Here is a 24,490-nt window from a genome sequence, read left to right on the forward strand (position 1 = left end):
CGCCTATAGCCGTCGCGGCCAACACGCCGTGGATACTTCTCCGGAGCGGTGCATGTCTCGGCCCTTCCCCTGCCCCTAGCCTGCGAAGAACGTGCACAACCCCTTCCTCCTGAGGAGAGCGCTATGACCACGATGACGGAACTGTCCGGAGGCCCCGCCCTCCCCCAGGAGCGCCGCGTCGTCACCGCCATTCCCGGTCCGAAGTCGCGGGAGCTCATGGCCAGGAAGGAGGCCGCGGTCGCGAGTGGGATCGGCACGGTGATGCCGGTCTTCGCGCGGCGCGCGGGCGGCGGTGTCCTGGAGGACGTCGACGGGAACTCGTTCATCGACTTCGGCTCCGGCATCGCCGTGACCTCTGTCGGCAACAGCGCCGAGGCCGTGGTCCGCCGCGCGACCCAGCAGCTCGCCGACTACACCCACACGTGTGTGATGGTGACGCCGTACGAGCCCTACGTGGAGGTCTGCGAGGAGCTGGCGCGGCTCACCCCGGGCGACCACGCCAAGAAGAGCGCCCTGTTCAACTCCGGCGCCGAGGCGGTCGAGAACGCCGTCAAGATCGCGCGTGCGCACACCAAGCGCCAGGCGGTCGTCGTCTTCGACCACGGCTACCACGGCCGTACGAACCTCACGATGGCCCTGACCTCCAAGAACATGCCCTACAAGCACAGCTTCGGGCCGTTCGCGCCCGAGGTGTACCGCGTGCCCGTCGCCTACCCGTACCGCTGGCTGACCGGCCCGGAGAACTGTGCCGACGAGGCCGCGGCCCAGGCCATCGACCAGATCAGCAAGCAGATCGGCGCCGAGAACGTCGCCGCGATCGTGATCGAGCCGGTCCTCGGCGAGGGCGGTTTCATCGAGCCCGCGAAGGGCTTCCTGCCGCAGTTGGCGCGGTTCGCCAAGGAGAACGGCATCGTCTTCGTCGCCGACGAGATCCAGTCCGGCTTCTGCCGTACGGGCCAGTGGTTCGCCTGCGAGGACGAGGACATCGTCCCGGACCTGATCACCACCGCGAAGGGCATCGCGGGCGGCCTTCCGCTGGCGGCCGTCACCGGGCGCGCGGAGATCATGGACTCGGCGCACACGGGCGGTCTGGGCGGCACCTACGGCGGCAACCCCGTCGCCTGCGCCGCGGCGCTCGGCTCGATCGAGACGATGCGCGAGCTGGACCTCCCGGCCCGCGCCAAGCGCATCGAGGAGGTCATGAAGCCCCGCCTCCAGAAGCTGGCAGGACAGCACGAGGTGATCGGCGACGTCCGCGGCCGTGGCGCGATGCTCGCCATCGAGCTGGTCAAGCCGGGCGGCAAGGAGCCCAACCCGGAGGCGACCGCCGCGCTCGCCAAGGCGTGCCACCAGAACGGCCTGCTCGTGCTCACCACCGGCACCTACGGCAACGTCATGCGCTTCCTCCCCCCGCTCGTGATCGGCGAGGACCTGCTCAACGAGGGTCTGGACGTCCTGGAGAACGCGCTTTCCACCCTCTGAGGGAGGTCGCGGGAGAGTCGCGGGAGAGACGGGAGCGCTCCCCGTGAAGAATGTGTGCGGGGCCGATGTCCGGACCGTAATCGGCCTGTCCGGGCCGGAAGTCCTGCCGTACGGTTTCTGCAGATGCCGGGTTGTCCGGGGCATGTCCCCGGATTCCCGGCCCGAGCCAGTCTCTCCCCAAGACGGGCCCGGTCGTGCCCTCGCGCACGCTCCTCACCGATCGGATGGCCGCTTGTCCCACACCCCCCGGGACCTGCGGAACACCGGTCGACACGACCGCTCCGGGACTCTCCCCCCTGTTCCGGAGCGGTCGATCTCCTTTCTCCGACGCCTCGGATTCCCGGGGCGTGCCGGGCGCCCGGAACGCCCCGAGCGCCCCGGGTCCGCGCGGCTGCGGGCCGTCCTCACCGCCGCGTTCTGCCTGCTGGTCCTCTCGGCCGTCACCTGGCAGATCGCCTCGCGCGGCCCGCTGCGCGCGGCGGACGAGCGCCTCGGCGACGCGATGCGGCGCGCCTCCCCGCCCGTCCCGCTCGCCGAACTCCTCGCCGATCTCGGCAACATGGAAGTCGCCCTGAGCGCCCTCGCCGTAGCAATGGCTTGCGCGCTCTGGCGCGCGCGGCGACGGAAACCCGTTCTGCGCTACGCCGTCCTCCCCTACGCGGTGGCCATGGCGGCCGTGCCCCTCGTCGTGTCCCTCCTCAAGGCGTGGATCGGCAGAGCCGGACCGCTGGGCGGGAGCGGCTTCTATCCCTCGGGGCACGCGGCCACGGCAGCGGTCGCCTTCGGAGGGGCCGCGCTGCTGCTCCTCCCCCATGTCCGACGGGGGTGGCCGCCCCTCGCGGCGGCCGTCGCGCTCACCCTGCTCAACGGCCCTGGGCTGGTGTGGCGCGGCTACCACTGGCCCCTGGACGTCCTGGCGAGCTGGTGCCTGGCCTGGGTCCTGCTGACGGCGGCGTACGCCGTCGCCTCGCGCACCGCTCCGGCCTCCCCCGAGCCGCCGGGGTAGCCGGGACCACGGGGGGCCAGGGCCCGGAAGAAGGGGCCGGGGCCTGGTCGGGCCGTGAACTGGTCCGTCGCGGGTGCCGCGGGCCGGTTCATGGGCCGACCAGACCGTCAGTCGCCGCCCTCGCCCGCGATCCGCGCCGCGGCCTCGTGCAGCGCCATCTCCAGGATCACGGGGTCCGTCAGGGTCCCCGACCCGTCGGGCGGGATCAGCCAGCGGACCCCGCCCGTCACCCGCCCCGGATACGGGACGACGATCCAGGTGCCCTGGCCCGCGCAGCGGATGCCGGTGCCGAGCCAGCGCGTCGCCGTGCCCGGTGGCACGAACCAGCCGATGCGGGATTCGCCGAAGTCGGCGAGGACGGGGCCCGGCCTGTCGAGGCAGTTGGTGAGGATGTCGAGGGTGGGGTAGCCGAGTTCGCCGCTGACGATCAGGACGTCCCAGCGCCGCCCGGCGGGCAGCAGGGCCACGCCGAGCGGGTTCCGTTCCCACTCCCACCGGCACGCTTCCGGATCGGGTGCCACCGACGCAAGCCACTCGACCGCGCTCTTCGCCCCCGCTGTGCCGCTCATGGTCGCCACTCCTCACTCACTCGTGCCACTCGTGGTCGGTCGGTCCGCTCACGAGGGAGAGGGAGGGCGCGCGGGATCCTTACACGGTTTACGAAGATTCCTTGGAAAAAGACGCGGGGCCCGGCCACGTGTCGGCCCGCACGTCAGGTCACGTCAGCTCAGCTCAACTCAGCTGTCGAAGCCCATGCCCACGCCGTCCATGGCCCGCAGCCACAGGTTGCGCCGCCCGCCCCGCGCGTCGGCACGGGCCAGGGACCACTGGGTGAGCCCGATCCCGGCCCAGCGCACGGGCTCGGGCGGGAAGGGAAGGGGCTTCTTGCGGACCAGTTCCAGTTCGGTGCGCTCCGTCCGCTCGCCGCTCAGCAGGTCGAGCATCACCTCGGCCCCGAAGCGCGTCGCGCCGACGCCGAGCCCGGTGAAGCCCGCCGCGTAGCCGACCCGTCCGCCGTGGGAGGTGCCGAAGAAGGGCGAGAAGCGGGAGCAGGTGTCGATGACGCCGCCCCAGGTGTGGCTGAACCCGAGCCCCTCCAGCTGCGGGAAGCAGCGGAAGAAGTGCGCCGCGAGCTTGCGGAAGGTCTCCGGGCGCTGGTCGTGTTCGGCGGCGATGCGGCTGCCGTAGTGGTAGAGGATGTCGTAGCCGCCCCACAGGATGCGGTTGTCGGCGGTGAGCCGGAAGTAGTGGAAGTGGTTGGCGCTGTCGCTGAGCCCCTGCCGTCCCGACCAGCCCACCGAGGCGAGCTGCCGCGCGCTCAGCGGCTCGGTCATCAGGGCGTAGTCGTATACGGGCACGATGTACGGGCGCACCCGCCGGACCAGCGAGGGGAACGCGTTGGTGCCCAGCGCCGCCCGCCGGGCGAAGACGCGCCCGTACGGGGTGCGCGCGGCCACCCCGTCCCCGTAGGCCGCGAGTTCGCGCGCGGGTGTGCGCTCGTAGACGCGTACGCCCGCCTCCGCGCACGCCCGCCCCAGGCCCCAGGCGAGGCGTGCCGGGTTGAGCATGGCGACGCCGCGCCGGTCCCACAGCCCCGCGAGGAAGGTGGGGGAGTCGACGTGTTCGCGTACGGCGTCGCCGTCCAGGAAGGTCAGGCCCTCGTCCAGGCCGAGGCGGCGCGCGTCCTCGGCCGCCTCCCGCAGCTCCTCGGCCTGGTGCGGCTCCGTCGCGAGGGCGATCTCGCCGGTGCGCTCGAAGTCGCAGTCGATGCCGTAGCGCTGGACGGCCTCTTCGATGGCGTCGAGGTTGCGGTGCCCCAGCTCTTCGAGCCGGGCGATCTCCCCGGGCCAGCGGGCGAGGCCGTTCGCGAAGCCGTGGGTGAGGGAGGCCGCGCAGAAGCCGCCGTTGCGGCCCGAGGCGGCCCAGCCCAGTTCCCTGCCCTCGATCAGCACCACGTCGCGCCCGGGGTCGCGCTCCTTGGCGAGGAGCGCGGTCCACAGTCCGCTGTAGCCGCCTCCGACGACGAGCAGGTCGCACCGCTCATCGCCGACGAGCGCGGCGCCGGGCTCGGGGCGGTGCTCCGGGTCGTCCAGCCAGTACGGCTCGGGGCGCGCGCCCGCGAGCGCCCGCAGGGCGACGGGAGAGGCGGAGGACGCGGGTGAGTCGGTCATGGTCATCGGCTCCTCTTGCGGCGGTTGGCGGTGAGCTGGCCGCCGAGCACGATCGCGACGGCGACGACGAACATCGCCGTCCCGATCACGTTCACCTGCACGGGGACACCGCGCTGCGCGGCGCCCCAGACGAACATCGGGAAGGTCACGGTGGAGGGCCCGGCGTTGAACTGCGTCACGATGATGTCGTCGAAGGAGAGGGCGAAGCTCAGCAGCGCCCCCGCCGCGATCCCGGGCGCGGCGAGCGGCAGCGTGACCCGCAGGAAGGTCTGCACAGGCCCCGCGTACAGATCGCGCGCCGCCTCCTCAAGGCGTGGGTCCATGCTCATCACCCGCGCCTTGACCGCGACGACCACGAAGCTCAGGCAGAACATGATGTGGGCGATGAGGATCGTGGCGAAGCCGAAGGCGACACGCATGTTGAGGAACAGGGTGCCGAGGGAGGCTGCCATCACGACCTCGGGCATGGCCATGGGGAGGAAGATCAGCGCGTTGGTGGTGCTCCTGCCCCGGAAGCGGTAGCGGGCGAGGGCGAAGGCGGCGAGCGTGCCGAAGGCGGTCGCCGCCAGCGTCGCGAGCGCCGCGATCCGCAGGCTCAGCCCGAGCGAGCCGCACATGTCGGCGACGCCGCAGGGGTCCGTCCACGCGTCGGTGGAGAAGCGTTGCCACTCGTAGTTGAAGCGCCCGGCAGGCCTGTTGAACGAGAAGAGCATCACCACCACGTTCGGCAGCAGCAGATACGCGAGCGCCGCGCCGCCCGCCAGCACGACGGCATGGCGCCGCAGCCAGCGCAGGGGCGCCGTGGCGGCGCGTGCGGGAGTCCCGGACATCCCGGACATCAGACCAGTTCCTCCGTTCCCGCCTTGCGCATGTAGAGCGTGACGACGATGAGGATGAGAGCCATCAGGAGGAAGGACATGGCCGCCGCCGTGGGGTAGTCGAGGACGTTGAGGAACTGCTTCTGGATCGCGTTGCCGACCATCTGCTCGTTCGGCGAGCCCAGGAGCTGTGCGTTGATGTAGTCCCCCGAGGCGGGGATGAAGGTCAGCAGGGTGCCCGCGACGACGCCAGGGAGCGAGAGCGGGAAGGTCACCTTCCGGAAGGTGGTGGCGGGGGTGGCGTACAGGTCGCGGGCCGCCTCGTGGAGCGAGGTGTCGATGCGCTCCAGCGAGCTGTAGAGCGGCAGGATCATGAACGGCAGGAAGTTGTACGTCAGCCCGCACACCACGGCGAGCGGCGTGGCCAGCACCCGTTCGTCGCCGGTGAGGCCGAGCGTGCTGGTGACGTCGAGGATGTGCAGGCTCTTGAGCGCCGCGACGACGGGGCCGCCGTCGGACAGGATCGTCTTCCAGGCCAGCGTGCGGATGAGGAAGCTGGTGAAGAAGGGCGCGATGACCATCACCAGCAGCAGGTTCCGCCAGCGGCCAGCGCGGAAGGCGATCATGTACGCGAGCGGGTAGCCGATCAGCAGGCAGAGCAGGGTGGCGACGGCCGCGTAGAGGAAGGAGCGCGCGAAGTGCTCGCCGTAGGCGGAGAGCGCGTCCGTGTAGTTGGCGAAGTGCCAGGTGACGCGGAAGCCGTCCTCCAGCGAACCGCTCTGCACGGACGTCGACGCCTGGTAGAAGAGCGGCGCGACGAAGAAGACGGCCAGCCAGAGCGCGGCGGGGAGCAGCAGCCAGTACGGGGTGAGACGGCGGCGTCCGCCGGGCTTGGCGCCCTGCTCCGGAGCCGGTGCGGTGGCGGAGGCTCCGGTTCCGCCGAGTCCGCCCGTTCCGCCTGCCCCGCCCGTTCCGCCCGCCTCCGCCGACGTCCCCGCCGGGACGACGGCGCTCACAGCGCCTCCTCCCCTGTCCCGGCCTCCGCGTCCTGCGCGGCGTCGAGCGCGAACGTGTGCGCCGGGTCCCAGTGCAGGACGACGTCGGCGCCGGGGGCCAGCCGGGCGTCCCGCGCCACGTTCTGCTCGTAGACCGCGAGTTCGGGGCAGGCGGGGCTGTCGATGACGTACTGCGTGGAGACGCCGAGGTAGCTCGCGTCGCGGATGCGCCCGGTGAGGCGGTTGCGGTCCGGCGGTACGGACGAGGCGTCGGCGGCGAGGGCGAGCGCGATCTTCTCGGGGCGCACCCCCACGAGGACCTTGTCCCCCGCCGCCGCGCCCTCGACGGCGCACCGCTCCACCGGCAGCCGCAGCTTGTCGTCCGCACCGTCGGCCGAACCCCCCGAACCGTCCGTCCTGAGCTGTATCCCGGCGGCGTCCACCGCCGTGATCTCGGCCGCCACGAGGTTGGAGGTGCCCAGGAAGTTGGCGACGAAGGTGGAGCGCGGGTTCTCGTACAGCTCGGCGGGCGCGCCCCGCTGCTCCACGCGCCCGGCGTACATCACGGCGACCGTGTCGGCCATCGTCATGGCCTCCTCCTGGTCGTGCGTGACGTGCACGAAGGTGATGCCGACCTCGGTCTGTATGCGCTTGAGTTCGAGCTGCATCTGACGCCGCAGCTTGAGGTCGAGGGCGCCCAGCGGCTCGTCGAGCAGCAGCACCCGTGGGCGGTTGATCAGCGCACGGGCCAGCGCGACGCGCTGCTGCTGGCCGCCGGACAACTGCGCCGGCCTGCGTCGCGCCAAGGGCCCGAGCTGTACCAGCTCCAGCATCTCGTCGACCTGCTTCTTCACCGGCTTGATCCCCCGCCTGCGCAGCCCGAAGGCCACGTTGTCCTGGACGTCGAGGTGCGGGAAGAGCGCGTAGTTCTGGAAGACGGTGTTGACGGGGCGACGGTGCGGCGGCAGCGAGGTGATGTCCTCCTCGCCGAGCAGCACGCTGCCTGAGGTGGGCGCCTCCAGCCCGGCGATCATGCGGAGCGTGGTGGTCTTGCCGCACCCGGAGGCGCCGAGGAGGGCGAAGAAGGAGCCCTCGGGGATGGTGAGGTCGAGCGGGTGGACGGCGGTGAAGTCGCCGAAGACCTTGCTGACCCCGGACAGGGTGATGGTCATGGCCGTACCTCGGAAAGGGCGGAAGCGGAAGGAGAACGGGAGAACGGGGAGGGAGAACAGGGCGGGACGTCGGCGGAAACCGTGCGTCCGCTACGCGCCGATCAGCTTGGAGAACTTCTCCTCGTACGCGACCTCTTGCTCGCTCGTCATCGGACGGAAGTTCTTGCCCTTGGCGACCATGTCCGCGCCGGGAAAGATCAGTTCGTCCTCGGCCAGGTTCTTGTCGATCTTCTCCATCTCGGCCTTTGCTCCGGCGACGGGACAGATGTAGTTGACCCAGGCGGCGAGTTCCGCGGCCTCCTTGGGCCGGTAGTAGTAGTCGATCAGCGCTTCGGCGTTGTCCTGGTGGCGGGCCTTCGCGGGGACGAGGAGGTCGTCCGTGCCGAAGAGGTAGCCGCTGTCGGGCACCGCGAACTCCACGTCCGGGTTGTCGAGCTGGAGCTGCACCACGTCGCCCGCCCAGGCCAGGCAGGCGGCGATGTCGCCGGAGTTCAGCTCGTCCATGTAGTCGTTGCCGCTGAAGCGCCGGAGCTGCTTGCGGTCGACGGCCTTCTGGATGCGGGCGATGGCGGCGTCGAAGTCGTCATCCTGGAACTTCTCCGCGTCGACGCCCATGTCGAGCATCGTCAGGCCCACGGTGTCGGTCATCTCGGTGAGCATCGACACCCGGCCCTTCAGGGACTCGTCCTCCAGGAGCTGTGTGACGCTGGTGACCTTCTTCCCCTTCGTCGCCTTCTTGTTGTAGGCGACGATGCAGGCCGTGCCCGCCCACGGGTAGCTGTACTGGCGGCCCGGGTCGTGGGCCGCCGCGCGGAAGCGGTCCTCCAGGTTGGTCACGGCGTGCGGCAGGTTGGCCGGGTCGAGGCGCTGCGCCCAGCCCTGGCGGATGACGCGCCCCGCCATCCAGTCGGAGAGGCAGACCAGATCGCGCCCGGTGTCCTGGCCCGCGGCGAGCTGGGGCTTGATCTTGCCGTAGAACTCGTTGTTGTCGTTGATGTCCTCGACGTACTTGACCCTGATCCCCGTCTCCCGCTCGAAGCGGTCGAGTGTGGGGCGCTTCTTCTTGTCGTGGTCGTCGACGTCGATGTAGAGGGGCCAGTTGGCGAAGTTGAGGACCTTCTCCTTCTTGGAGTGGTCCGGGGTGTCCTCTGGGCCGCCGTTCCTGCTGCCCTGTGCAGGGGGGATGCCGCAGGCCGTGAGCAGCGTGCCGCCCGCCGCGAGCCCGGCGGCGCCGAGCAGCCGCCGCCGCGACATCGCGGCGCGGCCGGTGGTGAGGCTGCGCTCCCACGCCCTGCGCACGGGCTCTGGCATGCCTTCGTACAGGTCCATTCGGTACTGCCTTCCAGGGAGGGGTCAGGGAAGGAGTGGGGGGTGTGGTTGTACGGGCCCGGCGCGTACGGCGTACGGCGTACGGCAGACAGCGTGCAGCAGACGGCCTGCGGCATACGGCCTACGGCGTACGGGCTCAGCGGTCGCCGAAGACGGTGCGGTGCCAGTCCTTGCGCGCCGCGCCGGTGGTGTCCTGCATGACGTGCTTGAGCTGCGTGTACTCCTCGAAGGAGTAGGCGGACATGTCCTTGCCGAAGCCGGACTGCTTGTAGCCGCCGTGCGGCATCTCGCTGATGATCGGGATGTGGTCGTTGATCCACACGCACCCGGCCCGCATCTCGCGCGAGGCCCGCCCCGTACGGAAGACGTCGCGGCTCCAGGCGGAGGCGGCCAGTCCGTACGGGGTGTCGTTGGCGAGCGCGATGCCCTCGTCGTCGCTGTCGAAGGGCAGGACGGTGAGGACGGGGCCGAAGATCTCGGCCTGGACGATCTCGCTGTCCTGCGGGGCCCCGGTGATGAGCGTCGGCAGGTAGTACGCGCCCTTCGCCAGTTCGCCGCCCGGCGCCTCGCCCCCGGTGACGACGGTGGCGTAGCCGCGCGCCCGCTCGACGAAGGCGGCGACCCGGTCCCGGTGCGCGTGCGAGATGAGCGGGCCCAGGTCGGTGCCCGTGGCGAAGGGGTCGCCCACCCGCACCTGGGCCATCAGCTCGGCGACGCCGCTCACGAAGGCGTCGTACAGCGGGCGCTGGACGTAGGCGCGGGTGGCGGCTGTGCAGTCCTGGCCCGTGTTGATCAGCGATCCGGCGACGGCGCCCTGCACGGCTGCCTCCAGGTCCGCGTCGTCGAAGACGAGGAACGGCGCCTTGCCGCCCAGTTCCAGATGGACCCGCTTCACGGCGGCCGTGGCGATCTCGGCGACGCGCTTGCCGACCGCCGTCGATCCGGTGAAGGAGGTCATGGCGACCGTGGGGTGCCCGACCAGCGCCTCGCCCGCTTCCTTGCCACCTCCAGTGACGATGTTGACGACCCCGTCGGGGATGCCCGCCTCGCGGGCGGCGTCGGCGAACATCAGCGAGGTGAGCGGGGTCAGTTCGGAGGGCTTGAGAACGATGGTGTTGCCGGCGGCCACGGCAGGGAGGATCTTCCAGGCGGCCATCTGGAGCGGGTAGTTCCAGGGCGCGATGGAGCCGACGACGCCGATGGGCTCGCGGCGCACGTACGAGGTGTGGTCGCCGCTGTACTCGGCGGCGGCCACCCCGGGCAGTTGGCGTGCGGCGCCCGCGAAGAAGGAGACGTTGTCGAAGGAGCCGGGGACGTCGAACTCCTCGGACAGCTTGAGCGGCTTGCCGCACTGGAGGGACTCGGCGTACACGAAGTCCCCGGTGCGGCGGTGGAGTTCGGCGGCCCAGCGGTGCATCGCGTCCGAGCGCTCGCCGGGCGTCGCGCCCGCCCACTCGGGCAGGGCGCGCTGCGCGGCGCCGACGGCCGCGTCGACATCGGCGGCGCCCGCGAGCGCGTAGGTGAGGACCGCTTCCCCCGTCGCCGGATCGACGACCGCGTGCGTACGGCCCGAGGTTCCGGCCCCGAGGCGCCCAGCGACGTACTGGGCACCGTCAGCGAACCGCGTGGACACGTCGAAGCGCTGGACCATCTGGCTCTCCTGCCTGCCTACGGTGATGTGGCGTCAGCCGGTGTTGATCGCCGATCCTGACAGGGGAGCACCTATTCAACAAGGGATTCCGTCGTTGCCTTTTGGTTACGCGACGGAATCTGTACTCGAAGGGGGCAGTTGCCTACCGATCCATGACAAGGGTGACGGAGCCGCGTGCGTCGATGGACGAACCGCCGGGTCCGGTCCCGGGGTCGGACTCCTCGATCTCGTCGGCCCATACGGTGAACATCAGGACGATGAGGACGACGACGAGGGCCGAGGCGACCGTCCCGATGACCCCCATGACCAGCCCCGACGTCGCCTGGCCCCGCCCGCCCAGCTCGCCGCGGTCCACCTTGCGCCGCGCGGAGACGCCCAGGCCCAGCGCGACGGGTGCCGTGATGATGCCGAGGAAGCTGCCCCAGCACGTGAGCACGAGCACCAGGCTGATGATGCCGAGCACCATGGAGGCGACCGACATGCCCGTGGGCAGCGGCGGGCCCGGCCAGCCATAGCCCCCGCCGTACGGGCCGCCGCCGTAGCCGTAAGCACCCGGGGCGCCCGGAGCGCCCGGCATGCCCGCGCCGTAGGGCGGGGGAGCCGCGGGGTAGCCGTACGCCGCACCCGGCGCTGGGCCGTGGCCAGGAGCGGGACCGGAAGCGGGGCCGGGGCCGCCGTACGCGTACGGATCGTGGCCCTGCCCGTACCCCGGAGCCGCGTAACCGGAGGGCCCTGGCCGGGCCTGGCCCGGATAGCCCTGCTGCCCCGGGTACGCCTGCTGCCCCTGCTGTCCCGGGTGCGCCGCCTGGCCGCCCTGCGCGCCCGGAGGCGCCGAGGGAGCCGAGGGAGCCGACGGCGCGGGCGGTATCGGCGGTGGCCCGACCCCGGCCCCCATCCCGCCGGGCCCCGTCACCGTGGGCTGATCCGCCACGGAGCGCCCCTTCACGTCCTCGCCCGCCTCGGACCCCGGCGGCGCCCACGGGTTCCGCTGCTCGTCCCCTGACTGCCCGGACCGTCCTGACTCGTCTGCCATGACCCCTCCTGCGTTGCTCGTCCAGCCATGCTATTCGCCTGCTCAGACACCCCGCATACGATGATCCGGTCCCCTTCTGAGCGGAGGCTCCCTTGTCCGATCTCACCGCGTTCATCGCCGGGCTTCCCAAAGCCGAGCTGCATGTGCACCACGTGGGCTCCGCCTCCCCGCGCATCGTGGCCGAGCTGGCCGCGCGCCACCCGGACTCCAAGGTCCCGGCCGACCCCGAGGCGCTGGCCGACTACTTCACCTTCACCGACTTCGCCCACTTCATCCAGGTCTACCTCTCCGTCGTCGACCTGATCCGCGACGCGGAGGACGTACGGCTGCTGACGTACGAGGTCGCCCGCGACATGGCGCGCCAGCAGGTCCGCTACGCGGAGCTGACCGTCACACCGTTCAGCTCCACCAGCCGCGGCATCCCGGACGCCGCCTTCGTCGAGGCGATCGAGCACGCCCGGCACTCGGCCGAGAAGGAACTGGGCGTCGTGCTGCGCTGGTCGTTCGACATCCCCGGCGAGGCCGGGCTGCCCGCGGCCGAGGAGACGACGCGCATCGCGACCGACGAGCGGCTGCGCCCCGAGGGGCTGGTCTCCTTCGGTCTCGGCGGGCCCGAGATCGGCGTGCCGCGACCGCAGTTCAAGCCCTACTTCGACCGCGCCATCGCCTCGGGGCTGCGCAGCGTCCCGCACGCGGGCGAGACGACGGGCCCGGAGACCGTCTGGGACGCCCTCACCTCCCTGCGCGCCGAGCGGATCGGCCACGGCACCAGTGCCGTCCAGGACCGGCGGCTGCTGGAGCACCTCGCGGAGCGCCGTGTCCCGCTGGAGGTCTGCCCCACCTCCAACATCGCCACCCGCGCGGTGGCCGACCTGGAGGAGCACCCGGTCAAGGAGATGGTGAAGGCGGGCGTCCTGGTCACCATCAACAGCGACGACCCGCCGATGTTCGGCACGGACCTGAACACGGAGTACGCCATCGCGGCCCGGCTGCTGAGCCTGGACCCGACCGGGGTCGCGGCCCTGGCCCGGAACGCCGTGGACGCCTCGTTCCTCGACGAGGACGGCAAGTCCCGTATCCGGAGCGAGATCGACACGTATCTCGCCTCCTGGCAGAACCGCCCGTGACGAGGGGTCCGACGGCGAAGGGGGCGGCGGTCACCGCCGTGGCGCGCCGCACCGCCCCCCTCGTCACGCTCAGCCCCCGTCCTCCTCTCCCCCGGTACCGCCTCCCCCGCTGTCCCCGTCTTCCCCGCTGACGCCGCGTTCCGCCAGCAGCTCCGCTACGGGATCGAGGTGCCCCCGCGGCACCTCCAGCTCCCCGCAGAGCCCGGCCAGACGCTGGAACTGGTTCTCCGAGAGCGCGTGGTCCCCCTCGCCGAGGCGGTCGCAGAGCAGTTCCACCGCGAGGGCGTACTCCCCGGCGACCACGTAGGACAGGAGTTCACGCTTGCCCTGCTCCGTCACGGGAGCGGACTGGATGGCGTCGATCACTCGGCCCAGCAGACTTCCCGGCATACACGAATCCGCCGCTCGGTGATCCGGGCGTCAGGACTGGTACGGGTTGCGCGGCTGCTGGCCGCCCTGGGGCTGCTGGTACTGCCCGGCGAAGGGGTTGCCCTGTGCGGACGGCTGGCCCTGCCCGTACTGCTGCGGGCCGCCCTGCTGACCGGCTCCGGGGGCGCCGCCCTGGGCCATGAGCTGGTCGGCGTTCTCCTTGGTGACGTCGCTCGTCCCGCCGCAGAACGTGCACTGGAGGGTGTGCTTCGCCGGTGCGATCGGGAACAGGGGGATGAAGAAGAGGCTGAACTTGGTGACCCGCTTGCGCAGCGCGTGGGCCGACGGGTTGCCGCAGAAGGCGCACAGCAGGTTCAGCATCGCGAGCTGAACCACTTTGGACGAGGTTCCGAAGATGAGCACGACAGGGTCTTCCTTCCCGAGTGCGTACATATGCGATTGTCGCTCCGTAGCCAACCACCCGGCGCACACCACGCGTCAAGGGATCCACGTAACGACACTGCCCCAAGCCCCCCGCCTTTCGCGAGGGGGCCTGGGATCGCACAGGTCACGGGCTCGGGCCCGTGTCACTTTCCCCGGACCGGTCCTCGACGGATCAGTCCTCGGCGGATCAGTCCTCGACGACCATCGCCGGGGTCTCCCTGGTGAGGACGCGGCCCCGGAAGAAGGCGGGGTTCACCCGGCGCTGGACCTCCATCAGGACCGCGCCCAGGAGCAGCACGCCCACGCCGATCACGAAGACGCTGCCGACCCCGGCGACGGAGCTGCCGGAGCCGTAGGCCGGGTCCCACATGTCCACGAGGGTCTTGACGAAGACGGCGCTCAGCAGCAGGGCGCCCAGCAGCGGCAGGACGCCCTTGCACAGCGCGTCGCGCACGCTCCCGGTCAGCTCGCGGCGGAAGTACCAGACGCACGCGAAGGCCGTCAGCGCGTAGTAGAAGCAGATCATGAGGCCCAGCGCGTAGATGGTGTCGACGAGGACGTTCTCGCTGAGCACGGCCATAAGCGTGTAGAAGACGCTGGTCGCGACCCCTGCCGCGACGGTCGCGCGGGCCGGTGTGCGGAAGCGCGGGTGCACCTTCGCGAACGAGCGGGGCATGGCCTCGTAGGTGCTCATCGCCAGCATCGTGCGGGCCACGGGCAGGAACGTGGTCTGGAGGCTGGCGGCGGCGCTGGCCAGCACGGCGACGAAGAGCAGCACCCCGAGCGGGCCCATGACGGGCTCGGCGAGGGCGGCGAAGACGTTGTCCGCTGTGCCCGGGTTGCCCAGGCCGAGGCCCTCGTCGCCGGTTCCGGCGAACCTCATGGCCGCCACGGCGGTCAGCACGTACGAGGTGACGAGCACGACCATCGAGATCATCGCGGCGCGCCCCGGGGTCTTGTCGCTGCCCGAGGTCTCCTCGTTGACGGTCAGGGAGGTGTCCCAGCCCCAGTAGATGAAGATCGAGAGGGACAGGCCCGCGGTGAAGGCGGCGAAGGACGAGACCGAGAACGGGTCGGCCCAGCTCCAGGAGAAGTCCAGGGAGTGCGCGCCTGGCGTGTCCCCGGCGCGCGCGAAGGCCATTACGACGAACAGCACGAGGACGGTCATCTGGAGCGCCACGAGCGCGTACTGGAACCACTTGGTGGCCGTCATGCCGCGGTAGCTGATGGCGGTGGCGGCGGCGATGAGGACGAGCACGGTGAGGACGTGTGCGGCCGTGCCGCCGCCGAAGTCGACCACGGCCTGGCTGCCGGTGATCTCGCCGAGGAGCAGATAGAGGAACTCGGCCGCGACGCCCGCCAGGTTCGAGAGCACGATGACGGTGGCGATCACGAGACCCCAGCCGCACATCCAGCCCACCCGGGGGCCGAACGCCTTGACGGTCCAGGTGAAGGAGGTGCCGCAGTCCGGCACGGCGTTGTTCAGCTCCCGGTAGGCGAAGGCGACCAGGAGCATGGGGAGGAAGCCCGCGAGGAAGACGGCGGGCATCTGGGGACCGACCTCGCCGACGGTGGGACCGAGGGTGCTGGTGAGGCAGTAGACGGGGGCGACGGTGGAGAGACCGATGACGGCGCTGCCGGTGAGACCCACGGAGTTCTCGCTGAGCCCCTTGGCCCTGATCTCCTCGCTGTGGGCAGCGCCGTCCCTGTCCGTCCCACCGGTCGCTGAGCGATGGAGGAGCTGGGACATGCGGCGGACGCTATAGCCTGCTGTTTCCGCGCCCGCTCTGAAACGCCCCTGTCTCACACCTCCCGTTAACCCTTCAATCACCTCACCGTATGCGACTGTTTACCTCTGAAGGTGAGGGTCATGCGCACTATTTCCCGTGAATGCCAAGCCGTCCCGGCGGGCGTGCGCGTACGAGAACCGCAGGGTGACCGATTTGACCCGCCGCGAAATTTTCCCGTCGTCACCATGCGTGACCGCACGCACGCGGCCCCGGGGCGGCGATGCCCCCCCGGGGCCGACAGGATTCAGAGCGCGGACGGGCTCAGAGCGCGGACATCACATGCTTGACGCGCGTGTAGTCCTCCAGCCCGTACGCGGACAGGTCCTTGCCGTAGCCGGACTTCTTGAAGCCGCCGTGCGGCATCTCCGCGACGAGCGGGATGTGCGTGTTGATCCAGACGCAGCCGAAGTCCAGCGTCCTGGACAGCCGCATCGCGCGCCCGTGGTCCGTCGTCCAGACGGAGGAGGCCAGCGCGTACTCGACGCCGTTCGCCCACTCGACGGCCTGGTCCTCGTCCCGGAACTTCTGAACGGTGATGACGGGGCCGAAGACCTCGTTCTGGATGATCTCGTCGTCCTGCTTCAGCCCGGAGACGACGGTGGGCGCGTAGAAGTAGCCCTTGTCGCCGACCCGTTCGCCGCCGGACTCGACCTTCGCGTGCGCTGGGAGGCGGTCGATGAAGCCGGCCACCTTCTCCAGGTGCGTGGGGTTGTTGAGCGGGCCGTAGAAGCAGTCCTCGTCGCTCAGATCGCCGGTCTTGACCTCGGCCGCCGCCTTGGCGAGCGCGGTGACGAACTCGTCGTACACGCCCTCCTGCACCAGCACCCGGGTGGCGGCCGTGCAGTCCTGGCCCGCGTTGAAGAAGCCGCCGTCGCGGATGCCCTCGACGGCGGAGGGGATGTCCGCGTCGTCGAAGACGACGCACGGCGCCTTGCCGCCCAGCTCCAGGTGGACGCGCTTGACGTCCTTGGCCGCGCTGCCCGCGACCTCGATGCCCGCGCGCACGGAGCCCGTGATGGAGGCCATCGCGGGCGTCTTGTGCTCGACCATCAGACGGCCTGTGTCGCGGTCGCCGCAGACGACGTTGAAGACACCCTTGGGCAGCACCTCGCCCATCACCTCGGCCAGGAAGACCGCGGAGGCGGGCGTGGTGTCCGAGGGCTTGAGCACGACGGTGTTGCCCGCGGCCAGCGCCGGGGCGAACTTCCAGACCGCCATCATCGCCGGGTAGTTCCACGGCGCGACCTGCGCGCAGACGCCGACGGGCTCGCGGCGCACGTAGGAGGTGAGCCCCTCCATGTACTCACCGGCGGACTTGCCCTCCAGCATGCGCGCCGCGCCCGCGAAGAAGCGGATCTGGTCGAGCATCATCGGCAGTTCTTCCTGCCGGGTCAGCTCCAGCGGCTTGCCGCAGTTCTCGCACTCGACGGCGAGGAACTCGTCGGCCCTGGCCTCCAGCGCGTCGGCGATCTTCAGGATCGCGCGCTGGCGCGCCGACGGTGTGGCGTCGCGCCAGGCCGGGAAGGCGGCCTCGGCGGCCGCCATGGCGGCGTCGACGTCCGCGGCGCCGGACAGCGGCGCGCTCGCGTACGCCTCGCCCGTCGCCGGGTTGACCACCTCCGTGGTCCGGCCGTCAGCGGCGTCCCGGAACTCCCCGTCGATGTAGTTGCGCAGCCGACGCAGCTCGGTGGTCACTTCGCACCCCTCCTGCTCCGTTGTCCAATGGGTGAGACCGCAAGCCTAACCACGAGCGCAACGCTTTCGATATACCCACACGGCGACGACGACGGAATCAGTGACGGATCGTCGATTTAGCTGCGGATTACATCGCTCACGGGTTGCGGGACGGAGGAGGTCTCATGCAGAGTGACTCACGTGGCTCGTGACGCGAAGAAGACGAACGGCACCCGGTCGCTCGACGCCGTATCCCTGGCGATCATCGAACAGCTTCAGGAGGACGGCAGGCGCCCGTACGCCGCCATCGGCAAGGCCGTGGGCCTGTCGGAGGCGGCCGTGCGCCAGCGCGTCCAGAAGCTCCAGGAACAGGGCGTCATGCAGATCGTCGCCGTGACGGATCCCCTCACTGTCGGCTTCATGCGGCAGGCGATGGTCGGCATCAACGTCGAAGGCGATCCCGAGGCCATGGCCGACGCTCTCGCCGAGATCGACGAGGTCGACTACGTGGTGGTCACCGCGGGCTCGTTCGATCTGCTGGTGGAGATCGTCTGCCAGGACGACGAACACCTCCTGGAGATGATCACCAAGCGCATACGCGCTCTCCCGGGCGTGCGCTCCACCGAGAGCTTCGTCTACCTCAAGCTGCGCAAGCAGACCTACACCTGGGGAACTCGATAACCGTGAGCAAGGACCTCTCCAAGACCGCCTACGACCACCTGTGGATGCACTTCACCCGCATGTCGTCGTACGAGAAGGCGCCAGTACCGACCATCGTCCGCGGCGAGGGCACCTACATCTACGACACGGAGGGCAAGCGCTACCTCGACGGCCTCGCGGGCCTCTTCGTGGTGCAGGCGGGCCACGGCCGCACCGAACTGGCCGAGGCCGCCAACAAGCAGGCCCAGGAGCTGGGTTTCTTCCCGATCTGGTCCTACGCGCACCCCAAGGCCGTCGAGTTGGCCGAGCGGCTCGCTGACTACGCCCCGGGCGATCTGAACAAGGTCTTCTTCACGACGGGCGGCGGCGAGGCCGTCGAGACCGCGTGGAAGCTGGCCAAGCAGTACCACAAGCTCACCGGCAACCCCGGCAAGTACAAGGTCATATCCCGGGCCGTCGCCTACCACGGCACCCCGCAGGGCGCCCTGTCCATCACCGGGCTCCCCGCCCTCAAGGCCCCCTTCGAACCGCTGGTCCCCGGTGCGCACAAGGTGCCGAACACCAACATCTACCGCGCCCCGATCCACGGTGACGACCCCGAGGCGTTCGGGCGCTGGGCCGCCGACCAGATCGAGCAGCAGATCCTCTTCGAGGGCCCCGAGACCGTCGCGGCGGTCTTCCTGGAGCCGGTGCAGAACGCGGGCGGCTGCTTCCCGCCGCCGCCCGGCTACTTCCAGCGGGTGCGCGAGATCTGCGACCAGTACGGCGTGCTGCTCGTCTCGGACGAGGTCATCTGCGCCTTCGGACGGCTCGGCACGGTCTTCGCCTGCGACAAGTTCGGCTACGTGCCGGACATCATCACCTGCGCCAAGGGCATGACGTCGGGCTACTCCCCGATCGGCGCCGCGATCATCTCGGACCGCATCGCCGAGCCCTTCTGGAAGGGCGACAACACCTTCCTGCACGGCTACACCTTCGGCGGCCACCCGGTGTCGGCCGCCGTGGCCCTGGCCAACCTGGACATCTTCGAGCGCGAGGGCCTGAACCAGCACGTGCTCGACAACGAGGGCGCCTTCCTGCGCACGCTCCAGAAGCTGCACGATCTGCCGATCGTCGGCGACGTGCGCGGCAACGGCTACTTCTACGGAATCGAGCTGGTCAAGGACAAGGCCACCAAGGAGACCTTCACCGACGAGGAGTCCGAGCGGGTCCTCTACGGCTTCCTCTCCAAGGCCCTCTTCGAGGCGGGGCTCTACTGCCGCGCCGACGACAGGGGCGATCCGGTCGTCCAGCTCGCGCCGCCGCTGATCTCGGACCAGAAGGTCTTCGACGAGGCCGAGCAGATCCTGCGCTCGGTGCTGACGGAGGCGTGGACGAAGCTTTGATGGCCTGACGGCCTGGCAGTCCGACGTTCCGGTGCGCCGGTCCGTCCGGTGCGCCGGTGGGCCCGGCGCACCGGACGGCCGACACCCGGCGCCCCGCTGAGAGCGGGCGCCCACGGAAGCGCCGGCGCCGGTGGAGCGCGGGCGCGCTCGCGCGGGTGGGCTACGGGGCCCGCTCGCGCCCGTGAGCCAGCCGGACCCGCTCACACCGGTGCGGTACGGGCACGCTCGCCGCACCGCCGCCCCCACAGCAACGCACCGCACCGCGCCTCAGCGCCAGGTCAGCGCGAACCACAGTTCCATGCGCGCGTCCGCCTCGCCCAGGTCGGTGCCCAGGAGTTCGCCGGCGCGCGCGATCCGCTGCCGCACCGTGTTGCGGTGCACCGAGAGCGCGACCGCCGTACGGTCCCAGCTCCCGTGCAGCGAGAGCCACATGCGCAGCGTCTCCACGAGCGCGGGCGCCCCGTCGAGCGGCGCGAGCCGTGCCCGCGCGTACGCCGCGCGCTCCTCGGGCGGCACCAGCGAGGCCACGCCGACGCCGCCCGGTGTCTCCGTTCCCTGGCGGACGAGAGGGCTCCGCTGTGCCAGCGCGCGGCGCAGCGCCCGTGCCGCCTCCGCGTCGCCGCGCGCCAGTTCGTCGGCGGTGACGGGCGCCGAGACGCCGAGCGTCCAGTGCGGCTGCGGCTCGACGGGTACGGGCCCGCCGGGCGACGGGGGCACCAGGGCGCGCAGTTCCCCGCCCGTCACGTCGAGCAGGTGGGTGCCGAGCCCGGCGGCCAGCGCGGAGAGCGCGAACGGGTCGTCGCCCGGACCCTCCCCGACTGCCGCTCCGGCACGTGCGCGTCCCCGTACGACGGTCCACTCGCCGTCACCGTCACCGTCGCCGCCGTCGCCGCCATCACCGCCGCCGTCGCCCAGCAGCGCGGCGGCCTCCCGCGCCGGGGCGCCGAGCAGCAGCCGGACGAGCGCGGCCGAGCGGCGCGCGTCGGTGGCCGCCACACGCGGTTCGGTGAGCAGCGAGAGCAGCACGACGGCCACTCCGGCGACGGCGTCGTCCGTGCCGTCACGGTGCGGCACGCAGATGCCCAGGGCCAGGCGTCCGCGCCCGCCGAGCCCGTAGACGCTCAACCGGAGTTCGCCGTGGGCACCGGCGGCCGAGGAGGGCCCTGGGCGCAGCAGCGCGGTGAGGGAGGCCAGTTCGGCGCGGGCCGCCTCGCCGGGCGGGGCACCGGCCGAGGCGAGTTCGGTGCCCTCGGGGCCGAACAGCGCGGCCCAGCCGTCGAGATGCTGCGCGAGCTGCCGCAGCACGGCGGGCACGGGGTGCTGGCGCGCGGCAGCGGCGGCCAGCGTCCGCTGTGCCTCGCTGAGCCTGCGCAGCGCGTGGTGGCGCAGGTCGGCCATGGCCTGCCAGACGGCGCGCGCGACGGCCGTGAAGGGCGTCGCGCGCGGCACCTCGAACAGCGGCAGCCCGAGCCGGTCGCAGGCGGCGGCCAGCGCGGGCGGCACGGTGTCGTGGACGGGCGCGGCGGCCCGCGCCTCCACGGCGTGCGCGGCGAAGTCGTCCCAGTGCGCGTCGGCTTCGTCGCCCGTGGTGGCGGTGCAGTGCACCCCGGCGCTCAGCAGCAGTTCGCCGCCGAACAGGTAGGGGCGCGGGTCCGCCATCTCGCTGGTGTGGACGGCGTGTACGGGGGTGCCGGGGCTGTGCGGTCCCGCGATCTGCCGGAGCCCGAGCGCCGCGTCCTCGGCGAGCACGGAGAGCGGGACGGGGACGGTGGGCGGAACGGGGTCGTGCACGGGACGGCCTCCATGGATGGTTCGTACAGCCCGTGGCCGTGCGATGGAGGAAACGTACACTTCCCGGCCTTCTTGCGGACACCTAGGCTCACCGCCCAGCACGCCCCACCACCGAGCCCCGTGCACCGTTCGCCTCCCCTCCCCCTCCCTCCCCCGCCGCAGGACCGAGGAGCGCTCATGGCTGTCGACTACGCAGTGATCGTCGTCTATCTGGCGGGCATGCTCGCCGTCGGCTGGTGGGGGATGCGCAGGGCCAGGTCCAAGAGCGACTTCCTGGTCGCGGGACGGCGGCTCGGCCCGTTCATGTACTCGGGCACCATGGCCGCCATCGTGCTGGGCGGCGCCTCCACCATCGGCGGCGTGGGCCTGGGCTACCAGTACGGACTCTCGGGCGCCTGGCTCGTGTTCACCATCGGCTTCGGGCTGCTGGCGCTGAGCCTGTTCTTCTCCGCGCGCATCTCCCGGCTGCGGGTCTACACCGTCAGCCAGATGCTCGACCTGCGCTACGGCGGCTCCTCCGGGCTCATCTCCGGCCTCGTGATGTGGGCGTACACACTGATGCTCGCCGTCACCTCGACCATCGCGTACGCCACGATCTTCGACGTCGTCCTCGGCCTGGACCGGATACCCGCGATCGTCCTGGGCGGCGCCGTCGTCATCGCCTACTCGACGCTCGGCGGCATGTGGTCGATCACGCTGACGGACATGGTGCAGTTCGTCGTCAAGTCCATCGGCGTGCTCCTCCTGCTGCTGCCCATCGCCGTCCACCGCGCGGGCGGCCTCGACGGCATGCGCGAGCAACTGCCCGACGACTACTTCTCGCCCATGAACATCGGCGTCCAGACGGTCTTCACCTACGTCCTGATCTACTCGTTCGGCATGCTCATCGGGCAGGACATCTGGCAGCGGGTGTTCACCGCGCGCAGCGACACCGTCGCCCGCAGGGGCGGCACCGTCGCCGGTACGTACTGCCTGGTGTACGCGCTCGCCGGGGCCGTCATCGGGACGGCCGCGAAGGTGCTCTACCCGAAGCTGGACAGCCCCGACGCGGCGTTCGCGACCCTCGTCGACGACGCGCTCCCCGTGGGCGTGAAGGGGCTGGTGCTGGCGGCCGCGCTGTCCGCGGTCATGTCGACGTCCTCGGGCGCGCTGATCGCCTGCGCGACGGTGGCCAACAACGACATCTGGGCGCGGCTGCGGGCGCGGGTCGCGGGCGTGCCCGCGGAGTCCGGGGACGCGGCGGGCGACGAGGTGAAGGGCAACCGGGTGTTCATTTTGGTGATGGGCGTGGCCACGGTCGTCATCTCGATCCTGCTCAACGACGTGGTCGAGGCCCTCACCGTCGCCTACAACCTGCTGGTCGGCGGGCTGCTGGTGCCGATCCTGGGCGGGCTGGTGTGGAAGCGCGGCACGGCGGGCGGCGCGCTCGCCGCCGTCGCGGTGGGCGGCCTGACCGTGCTCGGCACGATGATCTGGAAGGGCGTCCTCGCCAACGAGCCCATCTACTACGGCCTGTTGGCTTCCCTGGTCACCCACGTCGTCGTCAGCCTCGCGCAGCGGCCAACCGACCCCGCCGTACTGGACACATGGCGCAGGCGCCTGGCGGGCGAGGACACGACGGCCGGGCCCTGGGAGCGGGCGGAGGAGGGCGCTCCGGCCCGTACGGCCCCGTAGACCCGCACACGTCGCCCCGTCAGAGCCCGCCAGCCCGCCCCGCGAGAGAAAAGGCACGCACCGCATCATGAGCGCACACCCGGCCCCCGTCCGCATCGGCGGCGATCTCGTCGTCGAGTCCCTCACCGCGCTCGGCGCCACGACGGTCTTCGGGCTGCCGGGCCAGCACGCGCTCGGCGCCTTCGACGCGCTGCGCCGCTCCACGCTGGAGTACGTGGGGCTGCGGGTGGAGAACAACGCGGGGTTCGCCGCCGACGCATTCGCCAGGACGACAGGGCGCGTCACCCCGCTGCTTGTCTCGACGGGTCCCGGCGCGCTGATGACGCTGGCCGCGCTCCAGGAGTCGGCGGCGGCCTCCGCGCCCGTCCTCGGCATCGGCAGCCAGATCCCCACCCCGGGCCTCGGCGGCGCGCGCAAGGGTTACCTCCACGAGCTGCGCGACCAGCCCGCCGCCTTCCGCGACGTCGTCAAGTCCGTGCACACCGTGCGCGCGGCCTCGCAGATCCCCTCGGCGCTGGCCGCCGCCTGGGCCTCGGCGCTGGAGGCGCCCGCGGGGCCCGTCTGGGTGGAGATCCCGCAGGACGTGCTGCTCGCGCCCGCCGCCGTACCCCCCGTCACGGAGCTGGCCGCGACACCGCGCCCGCTGCCGCCGCGCCCCGAACTCGTCGCCGAGGCCGCCGCCGCGCTGAACGGGGCGCGGCGTCCGGCGATCCTGGCAGGCGGCGGAGTCGTACGGGCCGGGGCGCAGGGCCCGCTCCGCACGCTGGCCGAGAAGCTGGATGCCCCGGTGGCCACGACGTTCGGCGGCAAAGGCGCCTTCCCCTGGGAACATCCGCTCTCGCTGCGCTCCTGGCTGGAGGACCGGCACACCACCGACTTCCTGGAGGACGCGGACGTCCTGCTGGTCGTGGGCTCGGGGCTGGGCGAACTCTCCTCGAACTACCACACGTTCGCGCCGCGCGGCCGAGTGATCCAGATCGAGGCCGACGCCGGCAAGCTGGAGGCCAACCACCCGGCGCTCGGGCTCCACGCCGACGCGGCCCCGGCGCTGACCGCGCTGGCCGATGCCGTCTCCGTCACGCCGAGCGCCCCGGAGCCGGAGCCGGAGCCGCGGGGCGACGGCGCTGAGCGGGCCGCCGCACTGCTCGCCCGCGTCCACGCCAGGATCGCGGGCCAGGACCTCGGCCAGGAGCAGCGGATGCTCGCGGCCGTCAGGGAGGCGCTGCCGGACGGCTCGCCCAGCTTCTGGGACATGACGATCCTCGCCTACTGGGCGTGGTCAGCGTTCGACCCGCGCGAGGGCGCCTTCCACTCGGCCCAGGGCGCGGGCGGCCTCGGCTACGCCTTCCCCGCCGCGCTCGGCGCCGCCAGCGCCGACCGCACGACCCCGGTGCTCGCCGTCTCGGGCGACGGCGGGGCGATGTACTCGCTGGCTGAGCTGGCCACGGCGCGCCAGTACGGGCTCCCCGTCACCTGGCTGATCGTGGACGACGGCGGCTACGGCATCCTGCGCGCGTACATGGACGACGCCTTCGGCGAGTCGACGGGCACCGAACTGGCCGGCCCGGACTTCGCCGCGCTCGCGGAGTCCTTCGGGGTACCCGCCATCCGCACCACCCCGGACGCGCTGCGCGACGACCTCGCCGACGCGCTGGCGCGGCCGGGGCCCTCGGTCGTCGTCCTGCCCGCGGTGCTGCGCATGTTCGCCCCCACCCACCTCCAGGAGGAGCGGGACTGATCCGGAAGCGGGCCGTTCCGGAAGCGGGGCCGTTCCGGAAGCGGGACCGGGGAATCCGCTCGGCGGAATCCGTTCGGTGGAACCTTCCCCGCGCCGCGGGACACGGCCCGCCGCACGCGGCAGGGCTGTCCGTACGGTGCGTCCGCCTGCGAGTGACCGATCCGCCGTGACGGTCGTTCAC

Annotated in this window: 20 protein-coding genes; 7 read left to right on the forward strand and 13 right to left on the reverse strand. The window is 71.4% G+C overall.

The window, feature by feature from the left end; all coding sequences use genetic code 11:
- Positions 1-132: 132 nt before the first annotated feature.
- Both gabT and ACYVOO_RS01715 read left to right on the forward strand, forming a co-directional pair.
- Positions 133-1,482 (forward strand): 4-aminobutyrate--2-oxoglutarate transaminase, encoded by a 1,350-nt coding sequence (gabT, locus tag ACYVOO_RS01710; RefSeq protein ID WP_453350589.1) that lies wholly within the window; start codon positions 133-135, stop codon positions 1,480-1,482.
- A gap of 232 nt (positions 1,483-1,714) precedes the next feature.
- Positions 1,715-2,488, forward strand: coding sequence for a phosphatase PAP2 family protein (locus ACYVOO_RS01715; protein WP_461013875.1), 774 nt, complete (start codon positions 1,715-1,717; stop codon positions 2,486-2,488).
- 107 nt (positions 2,489-2,595) lie between these two features.
- Here ACYVOO_RS01715 and ACYVOO_RS01720 read toward each other — a convergent pair whose 3' ends face one another.
- From ACYVOO_RS01720 to ACYVOO_RS01755, 8 genes are all read right to left on the reverse strand, one after another.
- Complete coding sequence (locus ACYVOO_RS01720; RefSeq protein WP_461013876.1) at positions 2,596-3,057, reverse strand: hypothetical protein; 462 nt, start codon at positions 3,055-3,057, stop codon at positions 2,596-2,598.
- Positions 3,058-3,225: 168 nt separating this feature from the next.
- Positions 3,226-4,659, reverse strand: coding sequence for an NAD(P)/FAD-dependent oxidoreductase (locus tag ACYVOO_RS01725; RefSeq protein ID WP_461013877.1), 1,434 nt, complete (start codon positions 4,657-4,659; stop codon positions 3,226-3,228).
- Positions 4,660-4,661: 2 nt separating this feature from the next.
- A complete protein-coding gene (locus ACYVOO_RS01730; protein ID WP_461013878.1) occupies positions 4,662-5,498 on the reverse strand; it encodes an ABC transporter permease in 837 nt (278 codons plus the stop codon).
- Complete coding sequence (locus ACYVOO_RS01735) at positions 5,498-6,493, reverse strand: ABC transporter permease (protein ID WP_461013879.1); 996 nt, start codon at positions 6,491-6,493, stop codon at positions 5,498-5,500. Before ACYVOO_RS01735 ends, ACYVOO_RS01730 begins: the two co-directional genes overlap by 1 nt.
- Complete coding sequence (locus ACYVOO_RS01740; RefSeq protein WP_461013880.1) at positions 6,490-7,644, reverse strand: ABC transporter ATP-binding protein; 1,155 nt, start codon at positions 7,642-7,644, stop codon at positions 6,490-6,492. The genes ACYVOO_RS01735 and ACYVOO_RS01740 overlap by 4 nt, the downstream gene beginning before the upstream one ends.
- A gap of 90 nt (positions 7,645-7,734) precedes the next feature.
- Positions 7,735-8,973, reverse strand: coding sequence for a polyamine ABC transporter substrate-binding protein (locus ACYVOO_RS01745; protein WP_461013881.1), 1,239 nt, complete (start codon positions 8,971-8,973; stop codon positions 7,735-7,737).
- 136 nt (positions 8,974-9,109) lie between these two features.
- Positions 9,110-10,624, reverse strand: a complete 1,515-nt coding sequence (locus ACYVOO_RS01750; protein ID WP_461013882.1) for a gamma-aminobutyraldehyde dehydrogenase — start codon at positions 10,622-10,624, stop codon at positions 9,110-9,112.
- Between the two features lie 142 nt (positions 10,625-10,766).
- Complete coding sequence (locus tag ACYVOO_RS01755; RefSeq protein WP_461013883.1) at positions 10,767-11,657, reverse strand: DUF4190 domain-containing protein; 891 nt, start codon at positions 11,655-11,657, stop codon at positions 10,767-10,769.
- A gap of 92 nt (positions 11,658-11,749) precedes the next feature.
- Here ACYVOO_RS01755 and ACYVOO_RS01760 point away from each other — a divergent pair, with 92 nt between their 5' ends.
- Positions 11,750-12,784 (forward strand): adenosine deaminase, encoded by a 1,035-nt coding sequence (locus ACYVOO_RS01760; RefSeq protein ID WP_461013884.1) that lies wholly within the window; start codon positions 11,750-11,752, stop codon positions 12,782-12,784.
- 69 nt (positions 12,785-12,853) lie between these two features.
- Here ACYVOO_RS01760 and ACYVOO_RS01765 read toward each other — a convergent pair whose 3' ends face one another.
- The 4 genes from ACYVOO_RS01765 to ACYVOO_RS01780 form a co-directional block, all read right to left on the reverse strand.
- A complete protein-coding gene (locus tag ACYVOO_RS01765) occupies positions 12,854-13,174 on the reverse strand; it encodes a MafI family immunity protein (protein ID WP_461013885.1) in 321 nt (106 codons plus the stop codon).
- Positions 13,175-13,204: 30 nt separating this feature from the next.
- On the reverse strand, positions 13,205-13,576 hold the full coding sequence (locus tag ACYVOO_RS01770) for a zinc-ribbon domain-containing protein (RefSeq protein WP_461013886.1): 372 nt from the start codon (positions 13,574-13,576) through the stop codon (positions 13,205-13,207).
- Between the two features lie 208 nt (positions 13,577-13,784).
- Positions 13,785-15,347 carry an APC family permease gene (locus ACYVOO_RS01775; protein ID WP_461013887.1) on the reverse strand — a complete coding sequence of 521 codons (1,563 nt, stop codon included), beginning with the start codon at positions 15,345-15,347 and terminating at the stop codon, positions 13,785-13,787.
- Between the two features lie 301 nt (positions 15,348-15,648).
- Complete coding sequence (locus tag ACYVOO_RS01780) at positions 15,649-17,082, reverse strand: gamma-aminobutyraldehyde dehydrogenase (protein WP_461013888.1); 1,434 nt, start codon at positions 17,080-17,082, stop codon at positions 15,649-15,651.
- Positions 17,083-17,253: 171 nt separating this feature from the next.
- On the opposite strand from ACYVOO_RS01780, the gene ACYVOO_RS01785 reads away from it, so the two are divergent.
- Both ACYVOO_RS01785 and ACYVOO_RS01790 read left to right on the forward strand, forming a co-directional pair.
- Positions 17,254-17,742, forward strand: a complete 489-nt coding sequence (locus ACYVOO_RS01785) for an Lrp/AsnC family transcriptional regulator (protein ID WP_453350559.1) — start codon at positions 17,254-17,256, stop codon at positions 17,740-17,742.
- Positions 17,727-19,106: an aspartate aminotransferase family protein gene (locus tag ACYVOO_RS01790; RefSeq protein ID WP_461013934.1), complete on the forward strand. Its 1,380-nt coding sequence runs from the start codon at positions 17,727-17,729 to the stop codon at positions 19,104-19,106. Before ACYVOO_RS01785 ends, ACYVOO_RS01790 begins: the two co-directional genes overlap by 16 nt.
- A gap of 267 nt (positions 19,107-19,373) precedes the next feature.
- On the opposite strand, the gene ACYVOO_RS01795 is transcribed toward ACYVOO_RS01790, so the two are convergent.
- Positions 19,374-20,897 carry a PucR family transcriptional regulator gene (locus tag ACYVOO_RS01795; RefSeq protein ID WP_461013889.1) on the reverse strand — a complete coding sequence of 508 codons (1,524 nt, stop codon included), beginning with the start codon at positions 20,895-20,897 and terminating at the stop codon, positions 19,374-19,376.
- A 177-nt stretch (positions 20,898-21,074) separates the two neighbouring features.
- On the opposite strand from ACYVOO_RS01795, the gene ACYVOO_RS01800 reads away from it, so the two are divergent.
- Together ACYVOO_RS01800 and ACYVOO_RS01805 are read left to right on the forward strand one after the other, a co-directional pair.
- A complete protein-coding gene (locus tag ACYVOO_RS01800; RefSeq protein WP_461013890.1) occupies positions 21,075-22,571 on the forward strand; it encodes a sodium:solute symporter family protein in 1,497 nt (498 codons plus the stop codon).
- 67 nt (positions 22,572-22,638) lie between these two features.
- Entirely contained in the window at positions 22,639-24,309 is a 1,671-nt protein-coding gene (locus ACYVOO_RS01805; protein WP_461013891.1) for a thiamine pyrophosphate-binding protein, read from the forward strand.
- Positions 24,310-24,490: the final 181 nt, after the last annotated feature.

Source organism: Streptomyces daliensis (assembly GCF_054782395.1).

Bases quoted from the DNA above. Each gene is read 5' to 3' on its own strand.
- gabT (WP_453350589.1), top strand. From the start codon at position 133: ATGACGGAACTGTCCGGAGGCCCCGCCCTCCCCCAGGAGCGCCGCGTC.
- ACYVOO_RS01720 (WP_461013876.1), bottom strand. From the start codon at position 3,057: ATGAGCGGCACAGCGGGGGCGAAGAGCGCGGTCGAGTGGCTTGCGTCG.
- ACYVOO_RS01725 (WP_461013877.1), bottom strand. From the start codon at position 4,659: ATGACCGACTCACCCGCGTCCTCCGCCTCTCCCGTCGCCCTGCGGGCG.
- ACYVOO_RS01730 (WP_461013878.1), bottom strand. From the start codon at position 5,498: ATGTCCGGGATGTCCGGGACTCCCGCACGCGCCGCCACGGCGCCCCTG.
- ACYVOO_RS01740 (WP_461013880.1), bottom strand. From the start codon at position 7,644: ATGACCATCACCCTGTCCGGGGTCAGCAAGGTCTTCGGCGACTTCACC.
- ACYVOO_RS01745 (WP_461013881.1), bottom strand. From the start codon at position 8,973: ATGGACCTGTACGAAGGCATGCCAGAGCCCGTGCGCAGGGCGTGGGAG.
- ACYVOO_RS01750 (WP_461013882.1), bottom strand. From the start codon at position 10,624: ATGGTCCAGCGCTTCGACGTGTCCACGCGGTTCGCTGACGGTGCCCAG.
- ACYVOO_RS01755 (WP_461013883.1), bottom strand. From the start codon at position 11,657: ATGGCAGACGAGTCAGGACGGTCCGGGCAGTCAGGGGACGAGCAGCGG.
- ACYVOO_RS01765 (WP_461013885.1), bottom strand. From the start codon at position 13,174: ATGCCGGGAAGTCTGCTGGGCCGAGTGATCGACGCCATCCAGTCCGCT.
- ACYVOO_RS01775 (WP_461013887.1), bottom strand. From the start codon at position 15,347: ATGTCCCAGCTCCTCCATCGCTCAGCGACCGGTGGGACGGACAGGGAC.
- ACYVOO_RS01800 (WP_461013890.1), top strand. From the start codon at position 21,075: ATGGCTGTCGACTACGCAGTGATCGTCGTCTATCTGGCGGGCATGCTC.
- ACYVOO_RS01805 (WP_461013891.1), top strand. From the start codon at position 22,639: ATGAGCGCACACCCGGCCCCCGTCCGCATCGGCGGCGATCTCGTCGTC.